This window comes from Rhodococcus sp. SJ-2 (assembly GCF_053750035.1).
Window position 1 is genome coordinate 1722601 of record NZ_CM132340.1, and the last position, 24965, is coordinate 1747565.

Genomic DNA, 24965 nt, shown 5'->3' on the forward strand with positions numbered 1-24965 from the left:
ACCGACGGCGGGTACCCGATCCCACATGACATCACTGACCGCACTCGCACTGACCTGTTCACTCAAGCCCTCACCTGCACCGTCGAGCAGTGATCTGATCGCAGATCAGGTCCTCGAGGAACTGCGCGCCCACGACGTGACCGGCGACAAGATACGGCTCGTCGACTTCGATATTCGACCCGGGGTCGAGGCAGACATGGGCGACGGGGACCAGTGGCCTCGCATTCGTCAGCAGATCTTGGACGCCGACATCCTGTTGATCTCGACCCCCACCTGGCTGGGCCAGATGTCCAGCGTCGCCAAACGCGCCCTCGAGCGTCTCGACGCAGAACTGTCCGAAACCGACGACAGCGGACGTCCGATCTTGTTCGGCAAAGTAGCGATCGCAGCGGTGGTCGGCAACGAAGACGGGGCCCACGCGATTGTCGCTTCGCTGTTCCAGGCGCTCAACGACTGCGGCTACACCATTCCCGCCCAGGGCTGCACCTACTGGAACGGCGAGGCAATGACACCCGGCGACTACAACGATCTCGACAGCGTTCCCGAAGCCGTCGCATCCACCAACGCAACCGCAGCCCGCAATGCCGCGCACTTGGCCCGGACCCTGCGAGAGCAGCAGTACCCTGCTGCGGAGGGATGACAGAGCACCACCGGGAAGTACGTTGCGACACCTCTCATCTCGACTACGCACAATCCTTCGGCACCCCGCTACGGTGTCGGCCTTCAAATGCACTGTGGCAGTGCTGATCGCATGGGTGCTGGCCGACCGTGTGCTGCATAGCCCCGAAGCCTTTCTCGCACCCTATGCCGCCCTGTTCATCATCGGCACCACGGTGCGCAGTTCGGTCACCGCCGCAGTGCGCCAGATCGCGGTCGTGATACTCGGAGTGCTCGTGGCCGCGCTGGCAGCAAGCACGCTGCCGGAACTCGCGGCACTGGCTGGGGCGGTCGCAGTCGGCACCGTCCTCGGCCGCAGCCGTTTGCTGGCGCCGGACGGCATGTGGGTCGCGATCACCGCATTGCTGGTCTTGCTGTACGGCACGGCTACGAACGCCGCCTTGGTGCTTCATCGCATTCTCGATGTCACCATAGGCGTGCTCATCGGTGTTGTGGTCAACGCTCTCGTGTTGCCTCCCGATCGACTTTCCACCGCGCGCGATCTCATCCTGTTCCGCGCTCATGAGCTTTCGGTCCTGCTCGCCGATCTTGCACATGAACTTCGGGAAGGCGACGGGGACGGTCAGGACCGAGACCGGAAACAGCAACAGCTGTGGAGTCTCTACAAGTCGACAGGGGCCCGCGCCGCGCTGCGTGAGGGCAGGGAAAGCTTACGCGGCAACATGCGGAACGCCGGCTGGGCCAAGGTCGGTGGCTCACGCGTGTACCAGCCGATAGCAACCATTCTCGACCAGTCGTTGCTGCACGTGTCGATGGCGGAGGTTGCAGTCGAAGCACTCATCGATCCCGAAGATTCGAGCGCCGCTCCCGTTTCCGAACGGTTGCGTCAGGACGCCGCGGCACTACTCGATACATTTGCCACCGCGTTCGACGAACTCACCTGGGATCCCGCACATCACCGCGACCCCTACCTGAAGGTCGTGAATACGGCGCTGCCTGACGCACGTTCACTTCTCGGTTCGTTCAAGGAGGGGATCCGAGACGAACATCCCGTATCCGATGCGTGGTCGGTGATCGCCATGGCTGCGGAGGGTCTGAGGACTGCGCTCGCCGCACTCGACACCCTCGAGGGACACGGCCGCGAGCCCACGCGATAGTCGCGATGAGCCCGCGTGCCGTCGTCCCTCGACGGTGTAGCGCCCCCCTCACACGCGAGGCGGCAGGTCGTTCTCCCCGGTCTCACGGCCCGTATACCCGTGGCGAGAGTCCCCGCCCACGCGATGGTCCCCACCGACGTGATGGTCCCCGCTCACGCGCTGGTCTCCGTCCACCCGGTGCTCTCCACCGGACGACGGATCGAGCTTGTTCGCCCGCGCCACATCCGCGTCGAGTTCCTCGCGGGACCGATCGGCTGCAGCGCGCTGGTTGTCCGCGCGGTTGCGCAGTCGTGCCGCTTCGGCTGCCTTGGCGTCCGCGTCCGCCGCAGCCCGCCGCGCTTCGGCATCGGTCTGCTCCGCCACCACTGCGCGTTGTTCGACAACCGGTTGCTTCTCTGTCACTCGGTCGCGGATGTGCGCCGCTTCCTCTCTGCGCTTCACTTCAGCGCGACGCCTCAGCGCCCACACGAGTCCGACGAGCAACAGCAGCACCACCAATACGATGATGATCAGCAATACCCAATCGTTCGTACTCATCGCTACCTCCTCAGGCATCTCCGATGGGCTACCCGCGAGGACGGTCCCGAAACTCGAATTGCCGCTCGATCGGCCGACCGCGGGTTCAGATCCCAATCGGTCGATCTACTCCGAAGAAAGCGGTCGCATCACTCGGGCCGCAGGAACGATTGCCGAGACCAACACGATGACGAGCGACACGACACTCACGGCCACCACCGCGCTCCAGCGCATCTGCAGCGACACCGGCTGCCCGAGGTCGGCGGCCAAGCCGGCTGCAACACCCGCCAGAGCAGGCCATGCCAGAACCACACCGAGCACCACACCGATCAGCGCGACCACCGCCGACTCCGCTGCGACGACGCCGAGAATCTGCCTGCGCGTCGCGCCGATCCGCTGCAACAAGCCGAAGGCCGCGCGACGGTTGGTGGTGGCCATCGCCATCGTGTTGGCCACCGCGAGCGCCGCGAATGTGAGTGACAAACCGACGAGCGCAAGTTCGAACAGGCGCAGAAGACGCTCGTCCTCCGCGTTGCCCGCACTCTCGTACTGTGACGGGGTCTCGACCTGCGCACCCGTTCCGGCCAGGGTATCCGCCAATGCAGCCTGTTCGATCCCGTCCGCATAGAGCACGGGAGTCATAGCTGTCCGGTCGTGATCGAGAGCAGTGCCCCGGTCTACGAATGCGAATGCCGGTGCGCCGGTGACAATGCCGGCCACCTCGAGCGGGATGTTCCGGCCGTCCGGGAAGACCGTCTCGACGGTCGCACCGATGTGTGCGCCCACTCGGCCGGCTGCGTCCCGGTCCAGCACGATGCTGCCCGCTTTCAGATCTGCCGAGCCGCCTTCCACTTCCAGGTCGAGCGCGCTCATCCCGGCCGAGTCGATTCCCCAGACATCGACAACGCGGTCACCGAAGACAACGCTGGTCGCGACCGGCGCGATCACGGTGCCGGATCCATACGAGTGAACTGTCTCGACGACATCGGGCGGCAGAGTGGGCGCACCCTCGGGTGGAGACACGACGAGATCGGTGGGGACTGCAGCGGAGGCATTGTCGCCGAACGCGGTGTCCATCGTGTCGATCATCCCGGTGAGCATGACGGCGAACCCCACCAGCACGAGGACGGGCGAGAGCACGGACGACACCCGGCGCACGCCGTGCGCGGATTCGGCCCGGATGAGTTCCGCTGTCGGGCCCGAGCCTCGGACCAAGATTTGCATCAGTTTCGGCAAGTAGACGGGGCCGAGCGCTGTGACCCCGACGATCGCAGACATGACCGCGGTGACGGCGTACATCGCACTCGATCCGCCAGTGCTCAGCCCGCTCGCCGCGGCGAAGGCGAACGCCCCGACCACGGCACACACACCGGCGATCCCACGCGATCGCGTCATGGGCGACCGTTCCACCTCGGACACCCGCAGCGACTCCATCGGCCGCACCCGCGCAGCCCGCCGGGAGGCAAACCATACTCCCGTGATGGCAACGCCGACACCGGCGATGACCGCGGCCGCTATGGGGACCGGCGTGATCGACAATTCCCATCCGGCAGGCAGCATCCCGGCGTCGCGCATCCACCCTCCGAGCAGGGGCGCCACGGTGCAACCCAGCACCGAGCCCGCAATGCTCGATACGAGGCCGACTGCGCCGGCCTCGGCCAGCAGCATGCCGCGGACCTGGCCGGGTGTCGCACCGACGGCCCGAAGCAACCCCAGTTCCTGACGTCGCTGTGTCACAGCGAAAGCGAACGTGGTGCCGACGATGAACACCGTGATCATCGCGGCGAGTACGCCCATCGCACCGAGCAACTGCGACCCGATGTTTCGCGCCCCGCGATCGGCCGAGGTCTCGATGTGCGCAAGGTCGTCTCCCGTGAGTACCGATCCGGCTCCCGCAATCCCCTCGAACACGGCGCGTACCGAACCGATGTCGGCCTCCTCGTCGAGAACTACGCCCACCGTGGTGGCGCCACCGGACAGCGATCGTGCTGTGTCGTCGTCGACGTACACCGACCTCCCGTCCGCGACACCCGAGACGGTGACGTTCGTACGTCCGGCCGGTGTCACCAACGTGGTCGCGTCGCCGGGGCTCAATCCACTCGCCTCCGGTGCGACGACCTCATCGGGCCCAACGGGAAGCTCGCCGGAGATCACCCGGGCTGTCCCCAGGATCGACGCCGAAATATTGTGTCCGAGTGGATCATCACGTTCTGTCGGAGTCAGTATCCGGTCGCCGTCGGCAAGTTGGGCGGGGAAGACGAGATCCGGTACGACGAGGGCGACACCGGCAACGCTTGCCAGCTGCGCGACGAGGCCGCGTTCGTGCCCCTCGTCCAGCGGGCGGCGGACCGGGGTGCTGTTGTAGGTCTCGCCGAGGACTTCGGTGGTGACGATGAGGTCCGCATCGAAGTACTGCGACGGTGGACGGGGTTGCGCAGACGCAATGACGAGCAGAGTCACCGAAAGCAGACCGATGCCGCACGCCAGCGCCACCGCACTGCCCACAAGATTCCGCCACTGGTGTCGCGCGGAAGTCACTGCAAGCGAAAACATCACGCCTCCCATTCGGTCATGCGGGCGGCAATGCGCTGCGCAGTCGATCTCGACCCGAACTCGTCCACGATCTTGCCGTCTGCAAGGAACAGCACCCGGTCGGCCGCGGCAGCGACCACCGGGTCGTGCGTTACCGTCACCACTGTCTGACGATGCTGGTCGACCAGTCGTCGAAGCTGCTGCAGCACAGTGCGTGACGAGGTGATGTCGAGCGCGCCGGTGGGCTCGTCGGCGAATAGGACCGACGGTCGTGAGATCAGCGCCCGCGCAATCGCGACACGCTGCTGTTGTCCGCCCGACAACTCCGAAGGCAGATGTGCCGCCCGGTCACCGAGGCCGACGAGGGCGAGCGCCGACGCCACTTCGGCCTTGCCCGGGCGCTCACCATCCAACCGCAACGGCAACGCCACATTCTGCGCGGCCGTGAGGGACGGGACGAGGTTGAACGCCTGGAACACGAACCCGATGTGCCGACGCCGGAACTGTGTCAGTGCTTTCTCTCCGAGCTGCGTCACGTCGGTGTCGCCGATCCGGACCGCGCCGGCATCCGGGCGGTCGAGCCCCGCAGCACAGTGCATCAGTGTGGACTTACCGGATCCGGAAGGTCCCATGATCGCGGTGAAGGTACCCGGCGCGAACGCGACCGAGACATCGTCGAGCGCGGTCACCACGCTGTCGCCGAGGCGATACCCCCTCGAGACTCCGCATAACGTGACATCTCCGCGCTCGGTAGCCTGAATAGTTGTCGTCATGGCATTCGACCCAACCCGATATCGAGGACCGTGTCGGTCGCGCAGAGACGACTGTTACGAGTAGCGCCAGCACTACTGTGGCGTCCCGCCGGACGGGATAACGTGCGTGGACGTGGAGTCTTCTACGCTACGCGTCGCGGTGACCCGGTCACCGATACGGTTCCTGTTGTCGTGGTGGCCGTGGCGTGCCATCGCATACCTCGCGACAGGGGCCGCGCTGGGTGCCCTGACGGCTGCCGTAGTCGCGATCGCGGCCCTGCTGTCGATCTACATCGTCGGTCTCGTACTGCTCGCCGCATGCCTGCTCATGGGCATTCCCATTGCACGGTGGGAACGGGCGCGGCTCCGCTTGGTGGACGAGGAACCGACCTTCGACCCGCACAGTCGCGTCGCCGAACGTGGATGGCGTGTGTGGCTCCGAACTCGACTGCGGGAGCGCGTCACGTGGCGGGAATTGGGCTACGCGGTGGTCAATGCGTCGATCCTGTGCTGGATCGACGCGCTGGTCCTCGTCCTGTGCCTCGGAACGGTGTTCTTCGGCGTGGAGGTGTCGTTGACGGAACCCGGTGTACCCACGCACTATCGGATCATCTTCGTGCTCGCGTCGGTCGCGTTCCTCCCGGTCGCGACCTACATCATCGCGGCATGGGCGGCCGGACGCGCCGAGATCGCCCGCGCTGTTCTCTCTCCCCGCGACGCCGAACTCGACCGCATGCTCAACGAAGTAACACTCTCGCGCAGTGCTCTCGCTGCAGCATTCGACGCAGAACGCCGACGCATCGAACGTGATCTGCACGACGGTGCACAGCAACGGCTCATCGCGCTGTCGATGTCGCTCGGCATGGCAAAACTCGATGTGCCCGCAGGTTCCGCGGCGGCCGAGCAGGTGGGTGACGCCCAGCAACAGGCGAAGCTGGCGTTGCAGGATCTACGCGACCTGATCCGCGGCATCCACCCGCAGGTTCTGGCGGAGCGCGGTCTCGCGGCAGCGGTCGACGATGTGGCGGCACGCTCTCCGATCCCCGTGGACGTGCAACTCCCCATCCCACGGATGCCCGCAGACGTCGAGTCCACCGCATATTTCGCGGTGTGCGAGGCACTCGCGAACGTCGCACGTCACGCCGGAGCGTCGCGGGTCAGTGTGTCTGGCCGGTTGGCAGAGTCGACACTGTTCCTCGACGTCACCGACGACGGTTCCGGTGGTGCCGATCCAGCGCAGGGAACCGGGCTCGCCGGGCTCGGCCACCGCCTCGCTGTACTCGGCGGCACGATGATGCTGGACAGCCCCGCAGGCGGCGGAACCCGACTACGAATGGAGATCCCATGCCGGCACTTCGCATAGTGTTCGCCGAGGATTCCCTCCTCGTCCGGGAGGGCGTGGTGGGGATCCTGGCCCGGTTCGGGCACGACGTCGTCGCTGCTGTCACCGACGCCGATTCCCTCCGCGACGCCGTCGTGTCGTACCGCCCGGACATCGCGATCACTGACGTCAGGATGCCGCCGACACACACCGACGAGGGCCTCGTGGCGGCAATCGCCTTGCGCCGCACAGTGCCCGCCCTCCCGGTTCTCGTTCTCAGCCAGTACATTCAACCCACGTACGCTGCCGAACTCATCGATTTCGACGCAGGGGGCGTCGGTTACCTCCTCAAGGATCGTGTCGGGGAGGTCGAACAGTTCGTGTCCGACGTCGAACGTGTCGCGGCGGGCGGTACCGTGGTGGACCCTGAGGTGGTTCGCACTTTGCTTGCCACGAACCGAAGTCCCCTGTCGCGGTTGAGCAGCCGAGAGCTGGAAGTTCTCGCTCTGATGGCCGAGGGCGATTCGAACGCGACGATCGCCGCGAAACTGGTGGTCACCGACGCGGCGGTAGCGAAGCACGTGCGGTCGATTCTCATCAAGCTCGATCTACCACCGGAGATGGACGGCCATCGGCGCGTGCTGGCGGTGCTGAAGTACCTACAGCGTTGACGAGGGACGTACTCGACGTACTCGCAGGCGCTTCCGTGTCAGTGTGTCGCCAACTCCACCTTCCGACGTTCCGCGGCGGGAACGCCTCCACCGCGCGCCAGATCGATTCTCACGTCGCGGAGCGTGCCGGTGAAGGCGAATCTGCCGCGCCGGGCGATTTCCTCGGCGACCGGGCTGCCCCTGTCTACGCCGATGTCGAGTTGTTCGTTCATCGAGAAGATCGCACGCGCAGTGCTCTCGACGCGTCCGTTCGCGACGGCCACGTCGTCGATACACAGGGTGACTGTGCCGCCCTTGCCGATGCCGCCCCCGTCGTAGTCGAAATGAAGCGACACCACGCTCTCCCCTCGAGGCAGCGAGTCCGGTGCACGCACGAAGGTGCGCTCACGGTCGCAGAAGTTGTAGCAGAAAACGGGTTTCGAATCGAGGACGTACAGCGCGAAGCCCCCGAACCTGCCACCGATCCCCACGAGCATCCCTTCGGACGACGCGCCGTCGGTGTCGATACGCGCAGTGAGCATGAACGACCGGTTGAAGAACGACGGTGCCGCCTTCTCGACCAGACCCTGCATGTGCGGGTAGAGAGTGATGCTCGAACGACCCTCGAACGGGTGCGGCGGTCGCGATTCCTGGGTGTGCCTGCCCACGGTGCGATCGTCGAGCGGGAGCACCTGATACTTCGCGGCCTCGACGAGGAAGAGTTGTTTCAACCGGTCCAGAACGTCCGGGTGCTCTGCCGCGAGGTCACGCGCCTGCGACCAATCGGTTCGAGTGTCGTACACTTCCCAACGGTCTTCGTCGAGAGTCGGTAGTTCCGCACCGGCCGTCGCCATGAGCCAGGGTGGTCGGTGCGCCGTCACCGCCGTCCATCCTTCGTGATAGATGCCCCGGTTACCGAAGATCTCGAAGTACTGGGTGCTGTGCCGTTCGTCGGCGTCGGCCTCGTCGAACGTGTAGTTCAGTGCGATACCTTCCATGGGCATCTGAGCGACACCGTCGACGGTGTGCGGTGCGGGTATGCCCGCAGCTTCGAGGATCGTCGGCGTGATGTCGACGCAATGGTGCCATTGGTGCCGTAGCCCGGACGGGCCTTCGATTCCGGCAGGCCATCGCACGATTAGCCCGTTGCGGGTGCCGCCGTAGTGCGACGCAACCTGCTTTGCCCACTGGTATGGGGTGTCTAGCGCCAGCGCCCACGCTGCTGGATAGTGCGGGTAGCTCGACGACGTCCCCAACTCGTCGAACCGGTCGAGAATCTCGCGGGTGGTGCTCTTGTAGCCGTTGAGACCCGCGAGATAGTTGAACGACCCTTCCATCCCGCCTTCGGCCGAGGCACCGTTGTCACCCAGCATGTACAACACCAGGGTGTTCTCGAGCGCACCCAACTCCTCGAGGCGGTCGACGAGTCGCCCGACCTGATCGTCGGTGTGTTCGAGGAACGCCGCATACAGCTCCATCAGGCGTGCGGACGCCCGGCGTTGTTCGTCGGTCAGCGAATCCCAGTGGGGCAGACCGGGCGCCCACGGTGCGAGGACGGTCTCGTCCGGCACAACACCCAACTGCTTCTGTCGTTCCAACGTGATCTCGCGTTGCCTGTCCCAACCGTGATCGAATTCGCCGCGGTATTTGTCGAGGTATGCGTCCGGCACCTGGAGCGGAGCGTGGCAGGCTCCGAAAGGCAGGTAGCAGAACCACGGTTTGTCTGCGTCCACTGCGGTCACGCCTTCGATCCACGCGGTGGCGCGGTCCACCAGATCTTCGGACATATGGTATCCGTCCTCAGCGTTGCGCGGCGGCTCGACCACCGTGAAATCCTCGTAGAGAACGGGATTGAACTGGTCGGATTCTGCGCCGAGGAATCCGTAGAATTTGTCGAAACCTTCCCGGCATGGCCACCGATCGAACGGCCCGGCCGGTGTGATCTCCCAGGCGGGCGTCTGATGCATCTTGCCGAACGCACCTGTGGCGTATCCGTTGCCCTGCAGGATTCGCGCGACCGTGGCAGCGGATGCAGGGCGTGTTCCGTTGTACCCCGGCGCGGCACCGGCCATTTCGGAGATCACACCCATGCCGACCGAATGGTGGTTACGTCCGGTGAGTGTGGCTGCGCGAGTGGGAGAGCACAAGGCCGTCGTGTGGAATCTCGTGTACTTGAGCCCATCATCGGCGAGCCGGTCTGCCGTCGGAGTCCGGCACGGGCCGCCGAATGCCGATGCCGCACCGAATCCGACGTCGTCGATCATGATGAGCAGGATGTTCGGCGCTCCCTGAGGGGGACGGACCGGAGCACTGCGCTGGAACGGGCGGTTCTGGCTGCGATAGTCGACGGCAGCCGCCGGCTGCGGAACATGCCCGACGATCGGCAGAGAATGGCGGTCCATATAGGCGAATTCCTTCCGGAATGAAAGAGTAGTGGGATTCGTGACGGTGGTCAGACACTCTCGTGATGATGAGTAGGTCCCGCGGGCGTTTCCGATGCTTGCAAGCCGCCGGTGGCGGGCGCGCGCCCGTGCTTCATGAGCACGGCGATCACCAGACCGACCACACCGACGAGCGCAGCAGATCCGAAACCGTAGACGAACGCGGAATCCGCGTACACCACGGTCCGGTCGCCTGCGCCGACACCGCTGAGGTGGCCCGCCATGACGACACCCGTCACCGTCACAGCAACCGACGACGTCAACTGCATCCCGACGCCGGCAATCGTCGATCCCACGCCACTGTGTTCGGACGGAAGGGCATCCTGAACGAGATTCGCGTTGGACGAATGCAGGAAGCCGACCGCCACTCCGGCCAACGCGCTGATCAGAACGACCTGCCCCAGCGACGTCGGCAGCTGGGAACCGAGGAACATCACGAGCACGAACAGCACACCTGATGCGATCAGCACCTGGCGCGGACCGAACTTCTTCGCACAGTATCCGCCGAGGGGGCCTGCCAACATCGCGGACAGTCCGAGTGCACAGGTCCACAACGCGTATACCGTCGCGGTCAGGCCCGCCCCGTACGAGTTTCCAGGGATCCCTGCCGGAGTCTGCAGCAGCGTCGGCATCATCAGCGCGTGCGCGTTCATCATGTACCCCACGCACGCAACCGCGAGTACTGTGGGCCCGAACCTGCGACCGAACAGGATCGTCAGGTCGATGAGGGGATACGCCGTGGTGCGCTGGTGCACGACGAACAGCACCAGCATCAGTACACCGATGGCCAACAGCGCCAAGGTCGTTGCAGACGACCATCCCCACGTCGGGCCCTTGCTGACACCGACGAGCAGAACCGCGACACCGGGACCCAGCAGCAGCGTGCCGAGGTAGTCGACGGGACGATCGGCCCGTACCGGGCTTTCCGGCACCACGGCGGCATACAACGGGATCAACACCGTCACGTAGATCGCCAGGAAGAAGAACACCGCTCGGAAGCCGAAGCCGTCGATCAGCCATCCCGCAACGAATGGTCCGACGATGGCGGACATCCCGATCCCAGTCGCGACCACGCCCAGTGCGATCGGCACGAAGTCGCGCGGCATGACGTCACGCACAAGGCTGTACGACAGCGCCACGATGCCCACAAGAGCTCCCTGCGCCGCACGACCGGCGAGCATGAGTTCGAAGGACGGCGCCACGGCACTGAGCAGACTTCCCAACACGAACACGCCGGCCAGCACCATGATGACGCGCTTCTTGCCGACCTTGTCGGAAACCTTCCCGATCAGCGGCATGAGGGTCGCACCTGCAAGGGTGACGATGGAGATGACCCATGCCACGTTGAGTGTGCGGAATTCCTCGGCGATGTGTGGCACAGCCGGGTACACCATCAGGATCTCGAAAGTTGCGATCTCCGAGAACAAGATGATGACGCCGAGCATGGCAAACAGTTGCCGCTTGGATGCGCCTGCTGTCGGAGAAGCCGAATAATGCACCAGAGTTGTCCTTTGTTCGAGTGAGTCGAGGACGAGGAAGAAAGAAAAGACTGCGACGCGGCGGCAGTCCACGCCTGAACTCTTCGGATGCGGGGATGACACCAGCCCAGCTGGGGGTGACGCTAATCACGAATTTTCGGCACTCGTCCATCCTGTCCCACTGAGCGGGACCAAGGAGCGTCCGGCACCGCCCGCCGTGGATCGACGTCAAACCTGGAGTACAGCGGCACTTTCGACACATTTAAGTCAGTGTCTTGACTCCCCCGCCGGGGTCGAATACGTTGAGCACATGTCATCGGCAGCCGATTCCCGCCAGGCCCTCCTCGACGCAGCCGAGCAGCTGTATGCCGCTCATGGCATCGAAGGAGTGTCCATGCGCGATATCGCGACGGCTGCCGGGCAACGGAACAACTCGGCGGTGCAGTATCATTTCGGGAGTCGAGAAGGGCTGCTACTGGCCATTTTTCAGGATCGAATGCGTTCGATCAATCAGGTGCGACGCGCCTACCTCGACGACGTCGAACGGGCCGGGCGGGGAAGTGACGTCCGCGCCCTCGTTGAAGCCGAAATCCGGCCCCTCACCGAGTTTCTCGCCGAGATCCCTGATGGAAGCTACTACGCCCGGTTCCTCGCGCGCGTCTCGCCATCCGCAGTCTCCACTCTCGCGGAACTCAGCGAGGTCCAGGACGCCGGCAGAGACATCGTCGAAATGCTCGTAGATGCACTGACGCATCTTCCGCGGCGCGTAGCTCTCACACGAATCGATCTGATGTTCAACATGATGATCTCCGCGCTCGCTCTTGTCGAACAGCGCAGCGCCGAAGGACTTCCCCAACTCACGAGCTTCGCCGACACCGTCGACCACTTGATCGATATGGCGGTGGGCGCGCTGCTCGCAGACCGGACAGGAGCACCATGGAAAGCGCAATCACATCCAGAACCGTAGAAATCGGCGATCACACAATCGAATTCGGACCACGATTGCTTCGTCGCACGGTCGACGGCAACGCGACCGAGCCGTACACAACCCTCCATCTCGATCCGGTGACCCCATACATCGGAGCCACCGTCACCGGAGTAGACCTCCGCGACCCGGCCGAAGAGCAGATCGACGAGCTGCGTCGTGCACTGCTGGAATGGAAGGTGCTCTTCTTCCGCGACCAGGACCTCACCCCAGCACAACACCGCGACTTCGCCAGGCACTGGGGCGAGCTCGAAGTTCACCCGTTTCTCCCCCAGGGTGACGTTCCCGAGGTGGTGCACTTCGAGAGAAGCCAGGACGATCCCGGAACGGAGAACATCTGGCACGTCGACGTCACCTGGCAGCAGCGCCCGCCTTTGGGTTCCGTCCTGCGCGCGCTCGAAGTCCCTCAGGCAGGCGGCGACACCCTGTGGGCGGATATGGGAAACGCGTACGACTGCCTCTCCGACGAAATCAAGAGCAAAATCGACACCCTCACCGCAGTACACGATTTCGTCCCGTCCTTCGGTCGCGGAATGACTGCTGAGCGCCTCGAGCAGATGAAGGAGACCTACCCGCCGGTCCGGCATCCGATCGTGCGGATCCATCCCGAGACGGGCCGACGGACACTGTTCGTGAACAGCCTTTTCACAACGCACATAACGGATCTCGACCCGGTTGAAGGGCAACAACTTCTGCGCCACCTGATCGACCAGGCAAAAGTACCGGACTTCCAATGCCGCTTTCACTGGGAACCGAATTCCATTGCGTTCTGGGATAACCGGGCAACACAGCACTACGCGACGAGCGACTACTTCCCCCATCGCCGCGTCATGGAGCGGGTTGCGATCATCGGCGACGTTCCGCACTGACCACCGTGAAGGAGAGGACTGTGTCAGGTGGCACACGTCTTCGGTGCGTCCCACCTGCCGCTCGTCATCATGGCCGGACGATACAGCGGAAACCTATGTGACACGTTGATGTTTCGACGGTTTCTGCTTGTCGTGCAGCCGGGCGATATCGCAGGCAGTAGTTCGGAGCGCACAGGTGTGAACCCCCCTTGATCACACGGCTCGGATAGTCTTCCTCACCCTCGCCGACACTCGAACGCGGGTTCGCTGGAATGCAGCACGCATGAGCAGGAGAGGTCTCGCGACCATCTGCTCCATGCTGCGTGGTGAAGAGGTCGGTGGTCCACTGCCACGCGTTGCCTGCCATGTCGACCAGACCATATCCATTGGGTCCGTACGACCCCACAGGCGAGGTGCCGACGAATCCGTCGTCGGCGGTGTTCTCCCATGGAAACTCACCCTGCCAGGTGTTGGCTCGAAATCGTCCGCGCGGAGCGAACTCGTCACCCCACACGAAGCGCGCCCGGTCGAGACCTCCGCGTGCCGCGAACTCCCACTCCGCCTCGGTCGGAAGCTCTTTGCCCGCCCACTCGGCGAAGGACAGTGCGTCGAAATACGACACGTGCACCACAGGGTGACGTTCGCGTCCGGCAATGCTGCTTCCCGGCCCTTCCGGCATGCGCCAGTTGGCGCCCGGCATCCACGACCACCATCTGCGGAAGTCGTCGAGCGGCACCGGGCCGGGGGGCGAAACGAAGACGAGTGAACCCGGGACCAGCAGAGCAGGATCAGCATCGGGATAATCCTCTGCGCGGGGCTGCAGTTCCGCTGTGGTGACGTACCCGGTGTCTTTCACGAAGCGTCGAAACTCTGCGACGGTGACGTGATGTTCGTCCATGAAGAATCCGTCCACAGATACCTGGTGGGCCGGGCGTTCCTCCGGATAGAACTCGTCCGAGCCCATCCAGAATGTGCCGCCGGGGATCCATGCCATGTTCTTGGGTGCGGTCCGTGCTCGAGACACCGTGTTCATGCAGACCATTCTCGCATGACTCGTTCTTCAGGAAACAGAATGGATGACAGCAGATTTGCTCCCGGTGGCCTCATGCCCCGCGCGCTGCACACCGAACCGGTTCTCGACGAAGTCTCCCCGGTCGTACTGGCTGGATCGGCCGCCTCTACTGCGCTTCGGCGGCACGCTTCGCGACCAGATCCTTGATGTCGTCGTCGATCTCGAGCTGGAATGACCTGAACATGCGCGCGAGCATGTCGTAGCTACCCACAGTGAAAATCAGGTCGAGAATCTGCTGAACGTCGAGGTGCGCAGCCAGCACCTTCCACGTAGATGTGCTGATCTCGCCGTCCACGATCAGTTCATCGACGGATTTCAGCATCGCACCATCGAGTTCGTCCCAGAGCGGTGCCGTCGGGCCGAACGTGACCCGGCTGATCTCCTCGTCGGAGAGACCGGCATCCCTCGCCATGAAGACATGCTGAATCCATTCGTATCCCGAGTCGCGCACCACCGATACTCGCAGAATGAGCAGTTCGCGCTGACGCTCCGACAGGGTGGTCGCCATGAGGAGGTGCCCGTTGAGAGTGAAGTACGCCTTTGCCAGTTCCGGGTGGTGCGCGAACGTGCCCAATGTGTTGAGCGCTTTGGGGCGCCCCTCCGTCGACGGCTGCGGATGCCGGGGGTTCGGTGGGGTCATCGCAGCGAGCGCCCCACGCATCTCCTTGGGGAACTCGCGCAGAGCCAGTGGTTCGATTCGTGCCATGTCGCTTCGTCCTTCTGTTCGTCCATCCATGATTCTGCAAACCCGGAAGCAATGCGGCTATGCGACCGCTTCCTCACCCACCAGCGTGGTGCGATGCATCAGGCGAGGTGATGTGGGCTCGTACGGCAATGCCCGGTGAAGAAGCCCTGTGTTGTCCCACATTACGAGGTCGCCGACCTGCCAGCGATGACGGAGCACGAACTGCGGTTGCGTCGCCCAGTCCAGCACGTCGTCCAGCAGCGCGCGTCCCTCCTCGGGAGTCATCCCGACAACCTGCCCGGCGGTCGCTCCGATCAGTAGCGAGTGGCGGCCGTCCCTGTGCTTCCAGACCAGCGGGTGTTCTCGTGCGGGAAGTTGATTCCACGCATCCTTCTGCTTCCGAGTGGCTTCGGGGTGCGTCAGTGATTGTGCGGCCGCCATACTGTGAACCACTCGGTACTGGGCCAGTTCGGCCTTCCGTGACTGTGGCAGGGCATCGTAGGCCGCGTAGGTATTCGCGAATTCGGTATCGCCCTCACCTTCGGAGACTGCGCGCGCAGTCAGCAGCGTGGCCTTCTGCGGGATGTCGTCGGTAACACCGTCGACGTGCCAGAACACGGTGCTGCGGCGCACCCGCGCCAGCTCGCTTCTGCTGGGATCCAGGGTGACCGGCGAGATTTCCGGAAAGCCCGGAAGCCCGCCCATCTTCGCTACCACCACATCTCCGAGCATTCGGCTGAAGGCAACCAGGTCTGCATCGGAAACATGCGCCCGAGGAAAAACGACGACGCCGTGGCGGGCCAGTAGTTCCGAGGTGGTCGACGCGATATCCGGATCCGTGAATCCGGACTCCGAGATCCCTTGAATCTCAACACCGATGGATGGAGAGATCATGTTTGTGATCATGAACGCACCCTTCTTCGTCCATCGGAACCTTAGATGCGCGCCGCAATGTTGTCAATGACTACATTGCGGCGGCGTTTGCTAGAGTTCCCCCACATGACCAAGGGCTACCATCACGGAGATCTTCGCGCCGCACTCCTGACGAAAGCCGAAGAACTACTGCAGGCATCCGGGGAATCCGGACTGTCCTTGCGCGAACTCGCCCGCGCGGTCGGGGTCAGCCACAGCGCACCGAGTCGCCATTTCGCCGATAAAGCCGCACTTCTGGAAGCTCTCGCCATCGAGGGGTTCCGCCGGCTGGGTAATACCTTGGACGCTGCGGCCACGATCGAGGGCCGCAGCTTCGTGGCCACCCTGCACGACGTGGCAGTAACCTTCGTCCGGTTCTCGACCGACAACCCCGCACTGGTGGAGCTCATGTCGCGCTACCGGCAGGGAGACGTCACTTCCGAATTGAGGCACGCCCGCGCTGCGAGCTTCGCTCCGGTAGCAGCCCTCGTAGATATCGGCCTGTCCAAAGGCGAACTCGCAGGAGAGGCTCGGACCATCGGCACCGTTTTCTTCGCGACCCTGCAGGGGATCTACGTCATGAGCAACAACAAGACGCTCGACCCACTGGACGACGAACTGATCATCGATGTGGTCGATTCACTTCTGAACGGTTTGGCGCCGAACCCGCATGCGCGGGACGAGCCGCATTCCCGGTAGAACTACCAAGCAATTGCTTGGTATAGTGCCGCACAGGAGGTCGTTCAATGACATTGATGCGAAGCGAATCGAGTTCGGCACCGAAAGCACCGGCCCAGCGCCCAGGCGTCGTGGAACGGTTCACCCTGATTCTCGACGCAATCGCCTCCGGCCCCGATCGGATGTACCTCGAAGAGATCACCGATATCACGGGTCTACCGCGTTCCACCGTCTTCCGGCTCCTTGCCCAGCTCATCGAACAGGGGTGGATCGAGCACCACTCCCGCGGCTACCGGCTGGGTCCGCGAATGTTCACGATGAACCGGACCAAAGACCACTCGCGGCTACGCGGAGCCGCATCGGGAATACTGAACGACCTGCACGCGAGCACCCGCGGAGTCGTTCACCTCACAGTCCTCGAGGGCGCCTCCACATACTTCCTCGACCGGATCGGCGGTGCCGCGAGCGCAGCCATCCCCTCCCAGGTCGCCACCTACCTACCCGCCGAGAGCACGATCAGCGGTCGGGTACTCCTTGCCGGACTCGAACCCGAACAGGTCGACGCACTGCTGACGGCAGGGCCCCGCGTACATTCCCGCTCCGACCTGGACGCCCTGCACCACAGGCTGAACCGGATCCGTCAGCGCCACGGGCTCGACGTCATTCCCCGTCGCGCATGCCATATGGCCATCAGCTCTGTTGCGGCGCCGATCACCGGCCCCAACGGTATCGAAGCTGCAATCTCGGTCTCCTGCGTCGGCACGGTAGAGCTGTCGAACATCGCACCACTGGTCTGGTCCGCGACTCGACGTATCTCGCGAGCGCTCCACCACCAGGGGGAGAACCGTCGGCAGCCGAAGACCTCCGCGCGATCACCTCGCGCGGAGGTACGCGCCGCACCGTAGGAACTCCGCGACATAGAAACTCATGGTTGTCGCGCGGCCCTCGGGACGGGCACCGGAATCGCGTCGAGCAGCTCCCGCGTGTACTCCTCGCGGGGCGACTTGTAGATCTGATCGACGGCACCCGATTCGACTACGGTGCCCGATTTCATCACCAGCACACGATCTGCAATGACCTCGATGAGGGCAAGATCGTGGCACACGAACAGATAGGCGAGGCCGAGTTCTTCCTGCAGATCGCGGAGCAGATTGAGAACTTGGGCGCGTACCGACACGTCGAGAGCGGCGACCGGCTCGTCACATACGATCATGTCCGGCTCGAGAGTCAACGCACGCGCAATCGCGACCCGCTGGAGCTGGCCACCCGACAGTTCTGCCGGATAGCGGCCCAGATAGCGCGACCCGATACCGACCTTGTCGAGCAGTTCCTCGGCACGACGCCCGCGGGCCGCCCGGTCCATGTCGGTATGCACGATCAGCGGCTCGACGACCGCGTCGAGTACTGTCATCCGCGGATCGAGTGAACTGTGCGGATCCTGGAAGATCATCTGCATACTGCGCCGCATCTCGCGTAGCCGTGCAGGTTTCGCCGCCAGCACGTCTTCACCATCGAACAGGACAGTGCCCGAGTCCGGCTCTATCAAGCGGAGCACCATGCGTCCCACAGTGGATTTACCCGCGCCGGATTCACCGACGACAGCAAGGCACTCGCCCGCGTCGAGAGTGAACGACACATCGCGCACGGCATGCGTCCATCCGGTGCGGCGCCCCAGCAGGTTGCGTCCGGTCGGGAACGACTTGGTCAGGTTGGTTACTTCGAGCAGGCTCATGCCCCCGTCACTCCTTGCAGTTCCAGATCCGTCACGCGCAGACAACGAGCGGAACGACCGGACGTGGTCTCAACCAGCACCGGATGGGTGTTGTCACAAAGTCCCGTCCGGGCATGGGGACAGCGATTGTGGAAGTGGCAACCGGAAGGCCATTCCCCCGCCGCGGGGATGCGCCCCGGGATCGCTGCTAGCCTCCGGTCGGAGCTCATCCCGGGACGCGGGATCGACGACAACAGGCCCGACGTGTACGGGTGCTGCGGGACCGAGAACACATCGTCGACCGTGCCGTCCTCGATCACCTCCCCCGCATACATGACCACGACGCGCTCACACAGTTCGGCCACGACGCCCAGATCGTGGGTGACGAACAACAGCGCAACCCCGGTCTGCTCCTGCAGATCCCGCAGCAACTGCAGGATCGTCTTCTGCACGGTCACGTCCAACGCGGTGGTCGGCTCGTCCGCGATGAGCAGGCGCGGGTTGCAGGCCATGACCATCGCGATCATCACCCGCTGGCACATGCCGCCACTGAATGCGTGCGGATACTCGCGCACTCGCTCGGCTGCACGTGGAATCTGCACCAGCTCGAGCATTTCCACTGCGCGTGCCATCGCAGCCTTGCGGTCGAGACCGAGGTGCTTACGGACTGATTCGGCGATCTGATCGCCGACGGTATACGCGGGATTGAGACTGCGGATGGGCTGCTGGAAGATCATGCCCATCCCTGTCCCGCGCAGTGCCCGCCACTGCGCCGGCGTGCCCGCCACCAGATCGCGCCCGTCGAATTCGACGCTGCCGTGCGAGACCCTGCCTCCGGTGTCCCCCGTCAGACCCATCACAGCGAGCGACGAGACGGTTTTTCCGGAACCGGACTCGCCGACAAGGGCAACCGATTCCCCGGCCGCCACGTCGAACGACACGTCCTGCACGGCTGTCACCCACTCCTTGCGACCCGCGCGGAACTGGACCGTCAGGTCGCGTACTCGAAGCAGGGGCGAGTCGCGTCCCGGTGGCACCTTCTCGAGTCGGGTGAGAGTGTCAGTTGCTGCCATTACGACTCCTCGTCAGCGCCCGGCGAACACCGTCACCGAGGTAGGTGAACGCCAGCACGGTCAGAAAGATCATCACCCCGGGCGGCCACACCAGATGGGGAGCCAGCTGCATGTTCGATGCAGCGGTGCTGAGCATCGCCCCCCAGCTCGCGGCGGGAGGCGCTGCGCCGAGCCCCAGGAAGCTCAAGCTGGCCTCGGCTGCCACCGCGGTCCCGAGCGACACGGAGATCACCAGCACGACAGGGGGCATCACGTTGGGAAGGATGTGCCGTCCGATGACACGGAAGGTACTGCATCCCAACGCAATCGATGCCTCGATATAGGTGTCGCCGCGCACGTCCATCGTCGTTGCCCTGGCCACCCGGAAGAACCGTGGCGCCATCACCAGGCCCACCGCCAGCATGGCGTTGGTGATTCCCGTGCCGAGGACAGCGACGATGGTGATCGCCAGAACGAGCGACGGAGCACTCATCAACGCATCCATGATGCGGGTGAGCACGGAATCCACCCAGCTGCCACGGTAACCGGCGATCACGCCCAGCGGCAGGCCGAGTACAAGTGCGAGAGCGACGGCCTGCACCGACGCCTGCAACGAGATACGGGCTCCGTAGATCAGCCGGCTGAGCACGTCCCGCCCGTAGTCGTCGGTGCCCAGCCAGTGCGCCGACGACGGCGGCTGCAGGCGGTCGACCACCTCCTGTGCGTACGGGTCGTACGGCGCGATCATCGGAGCGAAGACTGCCATCACGATCAACAGCAGCACGAATGCACCGGCGATCGCGGTCCCCGGGCGCCGTCGCAGGAATCCGGTGACACGACTGCCGATTCCGGCAGCGTTCTCGACGTTCACCGTGTCGGACAGTGTCGATGTCATGCGCGCACCTTCGGGTTGAAATAGCCGTACGAGACGTCGACGAGCAGATTGACGACAACGACCACGCAGGTGGTGAACAGGACGAATCCGAGCAACACAGGAACGTCGTGGTTCTGCACGCTGTTGACCGCCAGGCTTCCCATGCCCGGCATGCTGTAGATGATCTCGATCGTCACCGCACCACCGAGCACCTCCGCGACACGGAAGCCGAGCACCGTAACGACCGGGATACATGCGTTCTTCAGTCCATGTTTCAGGACGACACTTGCAGACCCGAGCCCACGCGCTTTGGCATTGAGGATGTAATCGCTGTTCATCACCTGCCCGAGGGCCGACCGCAACTGCACCGTCACCTCGGCCGCGGGCAGCAGGGCCAACGCCACGCCCGGCAGCACGAGGTGCTGGAACCACGGCACGACACCCTCCGAGAGCGGCACGTACCCGAAGGCAGGGAAGATCTGATTCGACACCGCGAACACCGAGACCAGGACGAGCCCGAACCAGAATGCGGGAATCGCGATCGCGACGGACGCCACGACGTTGATCCCCCGATCGAGAAGCCCACCGGGACGCAGCGACGCCACCACTCCGAGTACGACACCGATCACGACCGCAAGGACCATCGCGAACGCCACCAGCGACAGCGTCGTCGCCATGCGCCGCAGCAGGAGATCGCCTACCGCCTGATCGGACAGGAGCGAGGTTCCGAGGTCGCCCTGGAGCACTCCCCAGACCCAGTCCAGATATCGGACGAACACGTTCTGGTCCAGATTCAGCGTGGCCCGCAGCTCTTCGAGCCGTTCCGGGCTCGGGTCCTCGCCCGCGAGGATCACCGCGGGATCCCCCGGCGCCAGGTCGATCAACAGAAATATCAGTAACGGCACGATCAGCAGCAGCGGAATCGCCGCCAGCAATCGTCGCCCAGCGTACAACAGCATCGTCCAACCTTCCCGTATGTCGTTGCCCGGGCCGGCTATCCGGTCATTCCGACGTGACGCACGTCGAAGATGCCGAGATCCACCCACGGCATGTCGTCGAGGCCGGTGACCTTGCCGTTGGATACCGAGGCGTTGGTCTGGTTGCAGATCGGCACGAACATCGCTTCTTGCAAGGTCAGGTCCCAGATCTGCTGGTACAGCGCTGCTCGTTCCTCCTCGGAAAGCGCAGGATCTGCTGCCTTGGTGGCGAGATCCTCGATCTCCGCGTTGCCGTTCGACAAGTCGTACGGTCCTGTGACGAAGGTGTTGACCGTCTCCGCGGGATCGACCTTGGGGCTGAAGCTGTTCGCGACCATCGACTGGAAGTCGCCCGCGATGTATCGCGGCTCGTTCTGCACGTTCGGGACCGGATCGAGTTCGGCAGTGATCCCCGCGTCGGTGAGAGCAGACTGGAGGACATTCGCAGATTTCTCGGTGTTGGTGCCCGCGGCGAATGTCAGTGTGATCTGGGCACCGCCAGCCGATTCCACGAGGGACCTGGCCTTGTCCACGTCGTAGGTGTACGGGTATACGTACGACTCGTCCACGGACCAGCTTCCGGCCGGATACAACTGACGGCTCGGTGTGCACGTACCCGAGAACAGGGCGTTGATCGCTTCCGGATCGATCGCTGTTGCCACCGCCTGACGAACCTCGGGTTTCGCGAGATCGCCCTGCGCACGCATGTACAGCCCGAGAACATTCCGGAACCGAACTTCGTCGACGTCGAACGCTCCGGACTGTCCCAGTCCCTGAGCTTCGACCACCTCGTTGGCGGAGCTGACCCACGTCAAGTCCGTTGCGCCCGTCTTGATGCCGTTCATTCGGGTGCTCGCGTCCGAGATCGCCTCGTATTCGATCGCCTGGACCTTGCCCGCCTCGGGATCCCAGTTCGTCCCCTCCGCGCGGGTCAGCGACAGCGACTCTTCCGGAATGTACTCGCGGACGAGGAATGCGCCCGAGCCGCTCGTGCCGGGATCGTTGCGTAGGTCCGCTCCGGATTCGATCGCCCTCGGGCTGACCATCATTCCCACGTTCGTGGTGAACACACCCGGCAGTTCCACCCCGGTCCCCGGCACGAGCATCAGACGAACCGTGTGGTCATCTACTGCTTCGACGCCCGTGATATCACTCAGAGCAGCGGTGACTGTACTGCCTTCCATGGTCTTTCCGCGATCGATGTTCGCAGCCACTGCAGCGGCATCGAAGGGTGTGCCGTCGTGGAAGGTGACGTCCTTGCGCAGCCTCAGTTCGAGATAGGTGCCGTCCGGTGCGAATTCCCAGGATTCCGCAAGCGCGGGCTTAAGTGCGCCGTCACCGTCGACCACCGTCAAACGGTCGAACACCGGTGTGATGTAACCCCATCCGCCGTAGCTGGTCTGCAGATACGGGTCGAGATTGCGTGTAGGTGCACTTGCGGTGACACGCAGGACGGCAGCGCTGTCGAGCTCACCCGTGGGCCCGCCGGCCGTCGTCGAGGACACACCTCCGCCGCCACACGCCACCAGCGCCAGGGAGCCCACGGCAGAGACAGCCATCAAGCGTGACTTACGAACCCAGTTGTTCCTCATATTGTGTCCTCTCAGATACCCGCGAACCAGTGATCGAGCACAGGAACTCTCTGCACGGAAGGAGCGGGGAGGGCGAGTCACTCGACCGACGAGCGGAATCCTCGGACTCGAAACCCAAGCAGCACAGACCATCCAGCGAACCCGTTCGCTGTGATGACTGTAACACCGATCACTTGCTTGGCAAGAGATCACACCGCCGTCGTGTCGGCGCCCGGCCGCATCCCACGAGCGCAGGCATCGGCCCGGCGGGCAGCACTGAGCGGACACGCAGACCAGGCCTGCGCATCCGCCAATACTGTGTATTTTCAGTTGCTTTCGATGACCGTCCAACGCGGCAACTCTGCCCGGACATCGACCTGCTTGACCTTGCCCGTCGCATTGCGCGGCAAGTCCTCGGTCCGGAAGATCCACCGCGTCGGCACCTTGTAGCGAGCGATACGTTCGGCAACGAAGCCGGAGACTTCCGATTCCGTCAATCCCTCACCCGGAGACACGACGACCACCGCGCAGACCTCCTCGCCGTACTCGTCGTGATCGACTCCGAGAACAATGCACTCACGCACCGCCGGGTGCTCCCCGAGAACCGCCTCGACCTCTGCCGGATAGACGTTCTCGCCGCCGCGGAGAATCAGATCCGAACGCCGACTGCTGATTCGGAGGTATCCATCCTCCATCGTGCCGAGGTCGCCGGTGCGCATCCAACCGGACTCGTCGATAGCTGCGGCCGTCGCCTCCGGATTGTTCCAGTAGCCGAGCATGATCAGTGGGCCACGCAAGTAGATTTCGCCCTCGACGCCGTCCTCGACCGGATCTCCGGCCTCGTCCCGGATCTCGACACGAGTCGTGAGCACCGGCCGTCCGACGGTATCGGGACGCCCGGCAAGATCGGCCACCGTCGCCAGCGTTGCGGCAGAGGAGGATTCGGTCAGTCCATAACTGGTACCGAGCGACCGTTCCGCCGCCGGAAGGATTTCCCGCAGCCGCGCTCTGAACGCTTCCGAGGACGGTGCGGAGCTGATCGAGACAGCGCGCAGCGACGACAGATCGTAACGGGAGAGATCGCCGTGCTCGAGCAGCCGGGTCAACATCGTCGGTACCGCGCCCCAGTTGGTGAGACGTTCCCGCTCGATCAGCCGCAACACACACTCGATATCGAATCGGCCGGTGCTGATCACCGCGGTGTCACCGAACGCAAGGCGCGGTACCGCCAGATTATGCAGTGCCGCAATGTGGAACAGCGGTGTAGCGAGCAGGAACCGGCGCGCATTCGGCGCCTGGCCGAGTTCGGCCGCAAGCGCATCGTTGAATCGATGGAAGTCGACGGCCGCAACCATGTTCCGGTGCGAGTGAGTGGCACCCTTGGCGCGGCCCGTGGTTCCGCTGGTGAACAGGATGACCGCGGGATCGTCCTCGTCGATCTGCACCTCGGGTAGATCCGCACCGGGGTGGGCAGACCCCATTACCGGCACGTCGTCTTCGATCGAGAGCACTGCAGCATCGACGGAACCCAGCAAGTCCCGTCTCCGGCGGTCGGCAATGACCACCTTCGGAGCGGCCAGTTCCATGCCGTATCGGATCTCCCGGGCGGACCACAGCGAGTTCATTCCCACCGTGATTGCGCCGAGCGCCGTCGCAGCCCAGAAGGACATGATCCATTCGGCATTGTTGGCGGAGAGAATCGCCACCCGGTCGCCCTGTTCCACGCCGTATCGCGTCCGCAACTCGTATGCGAGCGACGCGACACGCGCCAGATGTTCGGTGAAGGTCAACCTGAGGTCGCCGCAGACCAGGTATTCGGCATCGCCGTAGCGCGCGGACTCCGCGAGCAGCGCGTTCAGCGACCGGTGCCTGTTGCGGAGCACCGGCATCGTGATTCCACGGACCTGCTCGTCGACGATCTCGAAGGGCGTGTCCCGCGCCGTCAGTCGCGCGATGGCGTCCGCGCGCACGTCGGACACACCATGAAGATCGGGCATCCACTACTCCTTCCCTGGCGGAGCACTGGATCCGGCCAGGCACAGCCGAGCATCTGAGGATTGTGCGGACACCGTCGATGTCCGCAACGTCTCCTTGATACCGAGAGAAGAGGGCCTTTGTGTCGCAAGTCTCACTGA

Annotated in this window: 22 protein-coding genes; 8 read left to right on the top strand and 14 right to left on the bottom strand. The window is 64.0% G+C overall.

Annotated elements, in window-relative coordinates; genetic code table 11:
• The first annotated feature begins 25 nt into the window (after positions 1 to 25).
• Complete coding sequence (locus tag ACSYG9_RS07935) at positions 26 to 640, top strand: NAD(P)H-dependent oxidoreductase (RefSeq protein WP_054804957.1); 615 nt, start codon at positions 26 to 28, stop codon at positions 638 to 640.
• 94 nt (positions 641 to 734) lie between these two features.
• Positions 735 to 1775 (top strand): FUSC family protein, encoded by a 1041-nt coding sequence (locus ACSYG9_RS07940; RefSeq protein WP_440126655.1) that lies wholly within the window; start codon positions 735 to 737, stop codon positions 1773 to 1775.
• Between the two features lie 48 nt (positions 1776 to 1823).
• Here ACSYG9_RS07940 and ACSYG9_RS07945 read toward each other — a convergent pair whose 3' ends face one another.
• From ACSYG9_RS07945 to ACSYG9_RS07955, 3 genes are all read right to left on the bottom strand, one after another.
• Complete coding sequence (locus tag ACSYG9_RS07945; RefSeq protein ID WP_440126656.1) at positions 1824 to 2312, bottom strand: hypothetical protein; 489 nt, start codon at positions 2310 to 2312, stop codon at positions 1824 to 1826.
• 105 nt (positions 2313 to 2417) lie between these two features.
• Positions 2418 to 4844 carry an ABC transporter permease gene (locus tag ACSYG9_RS07950; RefSeq protein ID WP_454841983.1) on the bottom strand — a complete coding sequence of 809 codons (2427 nt, stop codon included), beginning with the start codon at positions 4842 to 4844 and terminating at the stop codon, positions 2418 to 2420.
• Complete coding sequence (locus ACSYG9_RS07955; RefSeq protein ID WP_440126658.1) at positions 4844 to 5596, bottom strand: ATP-binding cassette domain-containing protein; 753 nt, start codon at positions 5594 to 5596, stop codon at positions 4844 to 4846. Before ACSYG9_RS07955 ends, ACSYG9_RS07950 begins: the two co-directional genes overlap by 1 nt.
• A gap of 112 nt (positions 5597 to 5708) precedes the next feature.
• Between ACSYG9_RS07955 and ACSYG9_RS07960 the strand changes: the two genes are divergently transcribed.
• Both ACSYG9_RS07960 and ACSYG9_RS07965 read left to right on the top strand, forming a co-directional pair.
• Positions 5709 to 6938 carry a sensor histidine kinase gene (locus tag ACSYG9_RS07960; protein WP_454841985.1) on the top strand — a complete coding sequence of 410 codons (1230 nt, stop codon included), beginning with the start codon at positions 5709 to 5711 and terminating at the stop codon, positions 6936 to 6938.
• Positions 6920 to 7567, top strand: a complete 648-nt coding sequence (locus ACSYG9_RS07965) for a response regulator transcription factor (protein WP_454841987.1) — start codon at positions 6920 to 6922, stop codon at positions 7565 to 7567. Before ACSYG9_RS07960 ends, ACSYG9_RS07965 begins: the two co-directional genes overlap by 19 nt.
• Positions 7568 to 7605: 38 nt before the next feature.
• On the opposite strand, the gene ACSYG9_RS07970 is transcribed toward ACSYG9_RS07965, so the two are convergent.
• Both ACSYG9_RS07970 and ACSYG9_RS07975 read right to left on the bottom strand, forming a co-directional pair.
• Complete coding sequence (locus ACSYG9_RS07970) at positions 7606 to 9948, bottom strand: arylsulfatase (RefSeq protein ID WP_454841988.1); 2343 nt, start codon at positions 9946 to 9948, stop codon at positions 7606 to 7608.
• Positions 9949 to 9998: 50 nt separating this feature from the next.
• On the bottom strand, positions 9999 to 11486 hold the full coding sequence (locus tag ACSYG9_RS07975; protein WP_454841990.1) for an MFS transporter: 1488 nt from the start codon (positions 11484 to 11486) through the stop codon (positions 9999 to 10001).
• 289 nt (positions 11487 to 11775) lie between these two features.
• On the opposite strand from ACSYG9_RS07975, the gene ACSYG9_RS07980 reads away from it, so the two are divergent.
• Both ACSYG9_RS07980 and ACSYG9_RS07985 read left to right on the top strand, forming a co-directional pair.
• Complete coding sequence (locus ACSYG9_RS07980) at positions 11776 to 12432, top strand: TetR/AcrR family transcriptional regulator (protein WP_454841991.1); 657 nt, start codon at positions 11776 to 11778, stop codon at positions 12430 to 12432.
• Complete coding sequence (locus ACSYG9_RS07985) at positions 12402 to 13319, top strand: TauD/TfdA dioxygenase family protein (protein WP_454841993.1); 918 nt, start codon at positions 12402 to 12404, stop codon at positions 13317 to 13319. The genes ACSYG9_RS07980 and ACSYG9_RS07985 overlap by 31 nt, the downstream gene beginning before the upstream one ends.
• A gap of 67 nt (positions 13320 to 13386) precedes the next feature.
• Here the strand turns inward: ACSYG9_RS07985 and ACSYG9_RS07990 are convergent, their stop codons facing one another.
• The 3 genes from ACSYG9_RS07990 to ACSYG9_RS08000 all read right to left on the bottom strand — a co-directional run bounded on the left by ACSYG9_RS07990 (position 13387) and on the right by ACSYG9_RS08000 (position 15949).
• Entirely contained in the window at positions 13387 to 14292 is a 906-nt protein-coding gene (locus tag ACSYG9_RS07990; protein WP_454842917.1) for a formylglycine-generating enzyme family protein, read from the bottom strand.
• A gap of 184 nt (positions 14293 to 14476) precedes the next feature.
• The gene (locus ACSYG9_RS07995; protein WP_454841994.1) at positions 14477 to 15076 is read right to left on the bottom strand and encodes a carboxymuconolactone decarboxylase family protein; all 600 of its coding nucleotides are present in this window, start codon (positions 15074 to 15076) and stop codon (positions 14477 to 14479) included.
• A gap of 57 nt (positions 15077 to 15133) precedes the next feature.
• Entirely contained in the window at positions 15134 to 15949 is an 816-nt protein-coding gene (locus tag ACSYG9_RS08000) for a TauD/TfdA family dioxygenase (protein WP_440126662.1), read from the bottom strand.
• Between the two features lie 105 nt (positions 15950 to 16054).
• On the opposite strand from ACSYG9_RS08000, the gene ACSYG9_RS08005 reads away from it, so the two are divergent.
• Positions 16055 to 16666 carry a TetR/AcrR family transcriptional regulator gene (locus ACSYG9_RS08005; protein WP_454841996.1) on the top strand — a complete coding sequence of 204 codons (612 nt, stop codon included), beginning with the start codon at positions 16055 to 16057 and terminating at the stop codon, positions 16664 to 16666.
• A gap of 47 nt (positions 16667 to 16713) precedes the next feature.
• Positions 16714 to 17550, top strand: a complete 837-nt coding sequence (locus tag ACSYG9_RS08010) for an IclR family transcriptional regulator domain-containing protein (RefSeq protein ID WP_440126664.1) — start codon at positions 16714 to 16716, stop codon at positions 17548 to 17550.
• Between the two features lie 20 nt (positions 17551 to 17570).
• Here the strand turns inward: ACSYG9_RS08010 and ACSYG9_RS08015 are convergent, their stop codons facing one another.
• From ACSYG9_RS08015 to ACSYG9_RS08040, 6 genes are all read right to left on the bottom strand, one after another.
• Positions 17571 to 18377, bottom strand: coding sequence for an ATP-binding cassette domain-containing protein (locus tag ACSYG9_RS08015; protein WP_440126665.1), 807 nt, complete (start codon positions 18375 to 18377; stop codon positions 17571 to 17573).
• Complete coding sequence (locus tag ACSYG9_RS08020) at positions 18374 to 19429, bottom strand: ABC transporter ATP-binding protein (protein ID WP_454841997.1); 1056 nt, start codon at positions 19427 to 19429, stop codon at positions 18374 to 18376. The genes ACSYG9_RS08015 and ACSYG9_RS08020 overlap by 4 nt, the downstream gene beginning before the upstream one ends.
• On the bottom strand, positions 19416 to 20303 hold the full coding sequence (locus ACSYG9_RS08025) for an ABC transporter permease subunit (RefSeq protein WP_054804932.1): 888 nt from the start codon (positions 20301 to 20303) through the stop codon (positions 19416 to 19418). Before ACSYG9_RS08025 ends, ACSYG9_RS08020 begins: the two co-directional genes overlap by 14 nt.
• Entirely contained in the window at positions 20300 to 21241 is a 942-nt protein-coding gene (locus ACSYG9_RS08030; RefSeq protein ID WP_440126668.1) for an ABC transporter permease subunit, read from the bottom strand. Before ACSYG9_RS08030 ends, ACSYG9_RS08025 begins: the two co-directional genes overlap by 4 nt.
• A 35-nt stretch (positions 21242 to 21276) precedes the next feature.
• On the bottom strand, positions 21277 to 22851 hold the full coding sequence (locus tag ACSYG9_RS08035) for an ABC transporter substrate-binding protein (protein WP_440126669.1): 1575 nt from the start codon (positions 22849 to 22851) through the stop codon (positions 21277 to 21279).
• Between the two features lie 305 nt (positions 22852 to 23156).
• Entirely contained in the window at positions 23157 to 24827 is a 1671-nt protein-coding gene (locus ACSYG9_RS08040; protein ID WP_054804931.1) for an AMP-binding protein, read from the bottom strand.
• Between the last annotated feature and the right edge of the window lie 138 nt (positions 24828 to 24965).

Excerpts from the sequence above, each read along its gene's own strand:
- ACSYG9_RS08000 (WP_440126662.1), bottom strand. The coding sequence starts at position 15,949 with ATGATCTCTCCATCCATCGGTGTTGAGATTCAAGGGATCTCGGAGTCC.
- ACSYG9_RS07985 (WP_454841993.1), top strand. The coding sequence starts at position 12,402 with ATGGAAAGCGCAATCACATCCAGAACCGTAGAAATCGGCGATCACACA.
- ACSYG9_RS07990 (WP_454842917.1), bottom strand. The coding sequence starts at position 14,292 with ATGGCATGGATCCCCGGCGGCACATTCTGGATGGGCTCGGACGAGTTC.
- ACSYG9_RS08020 (WP_454841997.1), bottom strand. The coding sequence starts at position 19,429 with ATGGCAGCAACTGACACTCTCACCCGACTCGAGAAGGTGCCACCGGGA.
- ACSYG9_RS07950 (WP_454841983.1), bottom strand. The coding sequence starts at position 4,844 with ATGTTTTCGCTTGCAGTGACTTCCGCGCGACACCAGTGGCGGAATCTT.
- ACSYG9_RS07995 (WP_454841994.1), bottom strand. The coding sequence starts at position 15,076 with ATGGCACGAATCGAACCACTGGCTCTGCGCGAGTTCCCCAAGGAGATG.
- ACSYG9_RS07980 (WP_454841991.1), top strand. The coding sequence starts at position 11,776 with ATGTCATCGGCAGCCGATTCCCGCCAGGCCCTCCTCGACGCAGCCGAG.
- ACSYG9_RS08005 (WP_454841996.1), top strand. The coding sequence starts at position 16,055 with ATGACCAAGGGCTACCATCACGGAGATCTTCGCGCCGCACTCCTGACG.
- ACSYG9_RS08025 (WP_054804932.1), bottom strand. The coding sequence starts at position 20,303 with ATGACATCGACACTGTCCGACACGGTGAACGTCGAGAACGCTGCCGGA.
- ACSYG9_RS07955 (WP_440126658.1), bottom strand. The coding sequence starts at position 5,596 with ATGACGACAACTATTCAGGCTACCGAGCGCGGAGATGTCACGTTATGC.
- ACSYG9_RS08035 (WP_440126669.1), bottom strand. The coding sequence starts at position 22,851 with ATGAGGAACAACTGGGTTCGTAAGTCACGCTTGATGGCTGTCTCTGCC.
- ACSYG9_RS07970 (WP_454841988.1), bottom strand. The coding sequence starts at position 9,948 with ATGGACCGCCATTCTCTGCCGATCGTCGGGCATGTTCCGCAGCCGGCG.
- ACSYG9_RS07945 (WP_440126656.1), bottom strand. The coding sequence starts at position 2,312 with ATGAGTACGAACGATTGGGTATTGCTGATCATCATCGTATTGGTGGTG.
- ACSYG9_RS07935 (WP_054804957.1), top strand. The coding sequence starts at position 26 with ATGACATCACTGACCGCACTCGCACTGACCTGTTCACTCAAGCCCTCA.
- ACSYG9_RS08010 (WP_440126664.1), top strand. The coding sequence starts at position 16,714 with ATGACATTGATGCGAAGCGAATCGAGTTCGGCACCGAAAGCACCGGCC.
- ACSYG9_RS07965 (WP_454841987.1), top strand. The coding sequence starts at position 6,920 with ATGCCGGCACTTCGCATAGTGTTCGCCGAGGATTCCCTCCTCGTCCGG.
- ACSYG9_RS08040 (WP_054804931.1), bottom strand. The coding sequence starts at position 24,827 with ATGCCCGATCTTCATGGTGTGTCCGACGTGCGCGCGGACGCCATCGCG.
- ACSYG9_RS08015 (WP_440126665.1), bottom strand. The coding sequence starts at position 18,377 with ATGAGCCTGCTCGAAGTAACCAACCTGACCAAGTCGTTCCCGACCGGA.
- ACSYG9_RS08030 (WP_440126668.1), bottom strand. The coding sequence starts at position 21,241 with ATGCTGTTGTACGCTGGGCGACGATTGCTGGCGGCGATTCCGCTGCTG.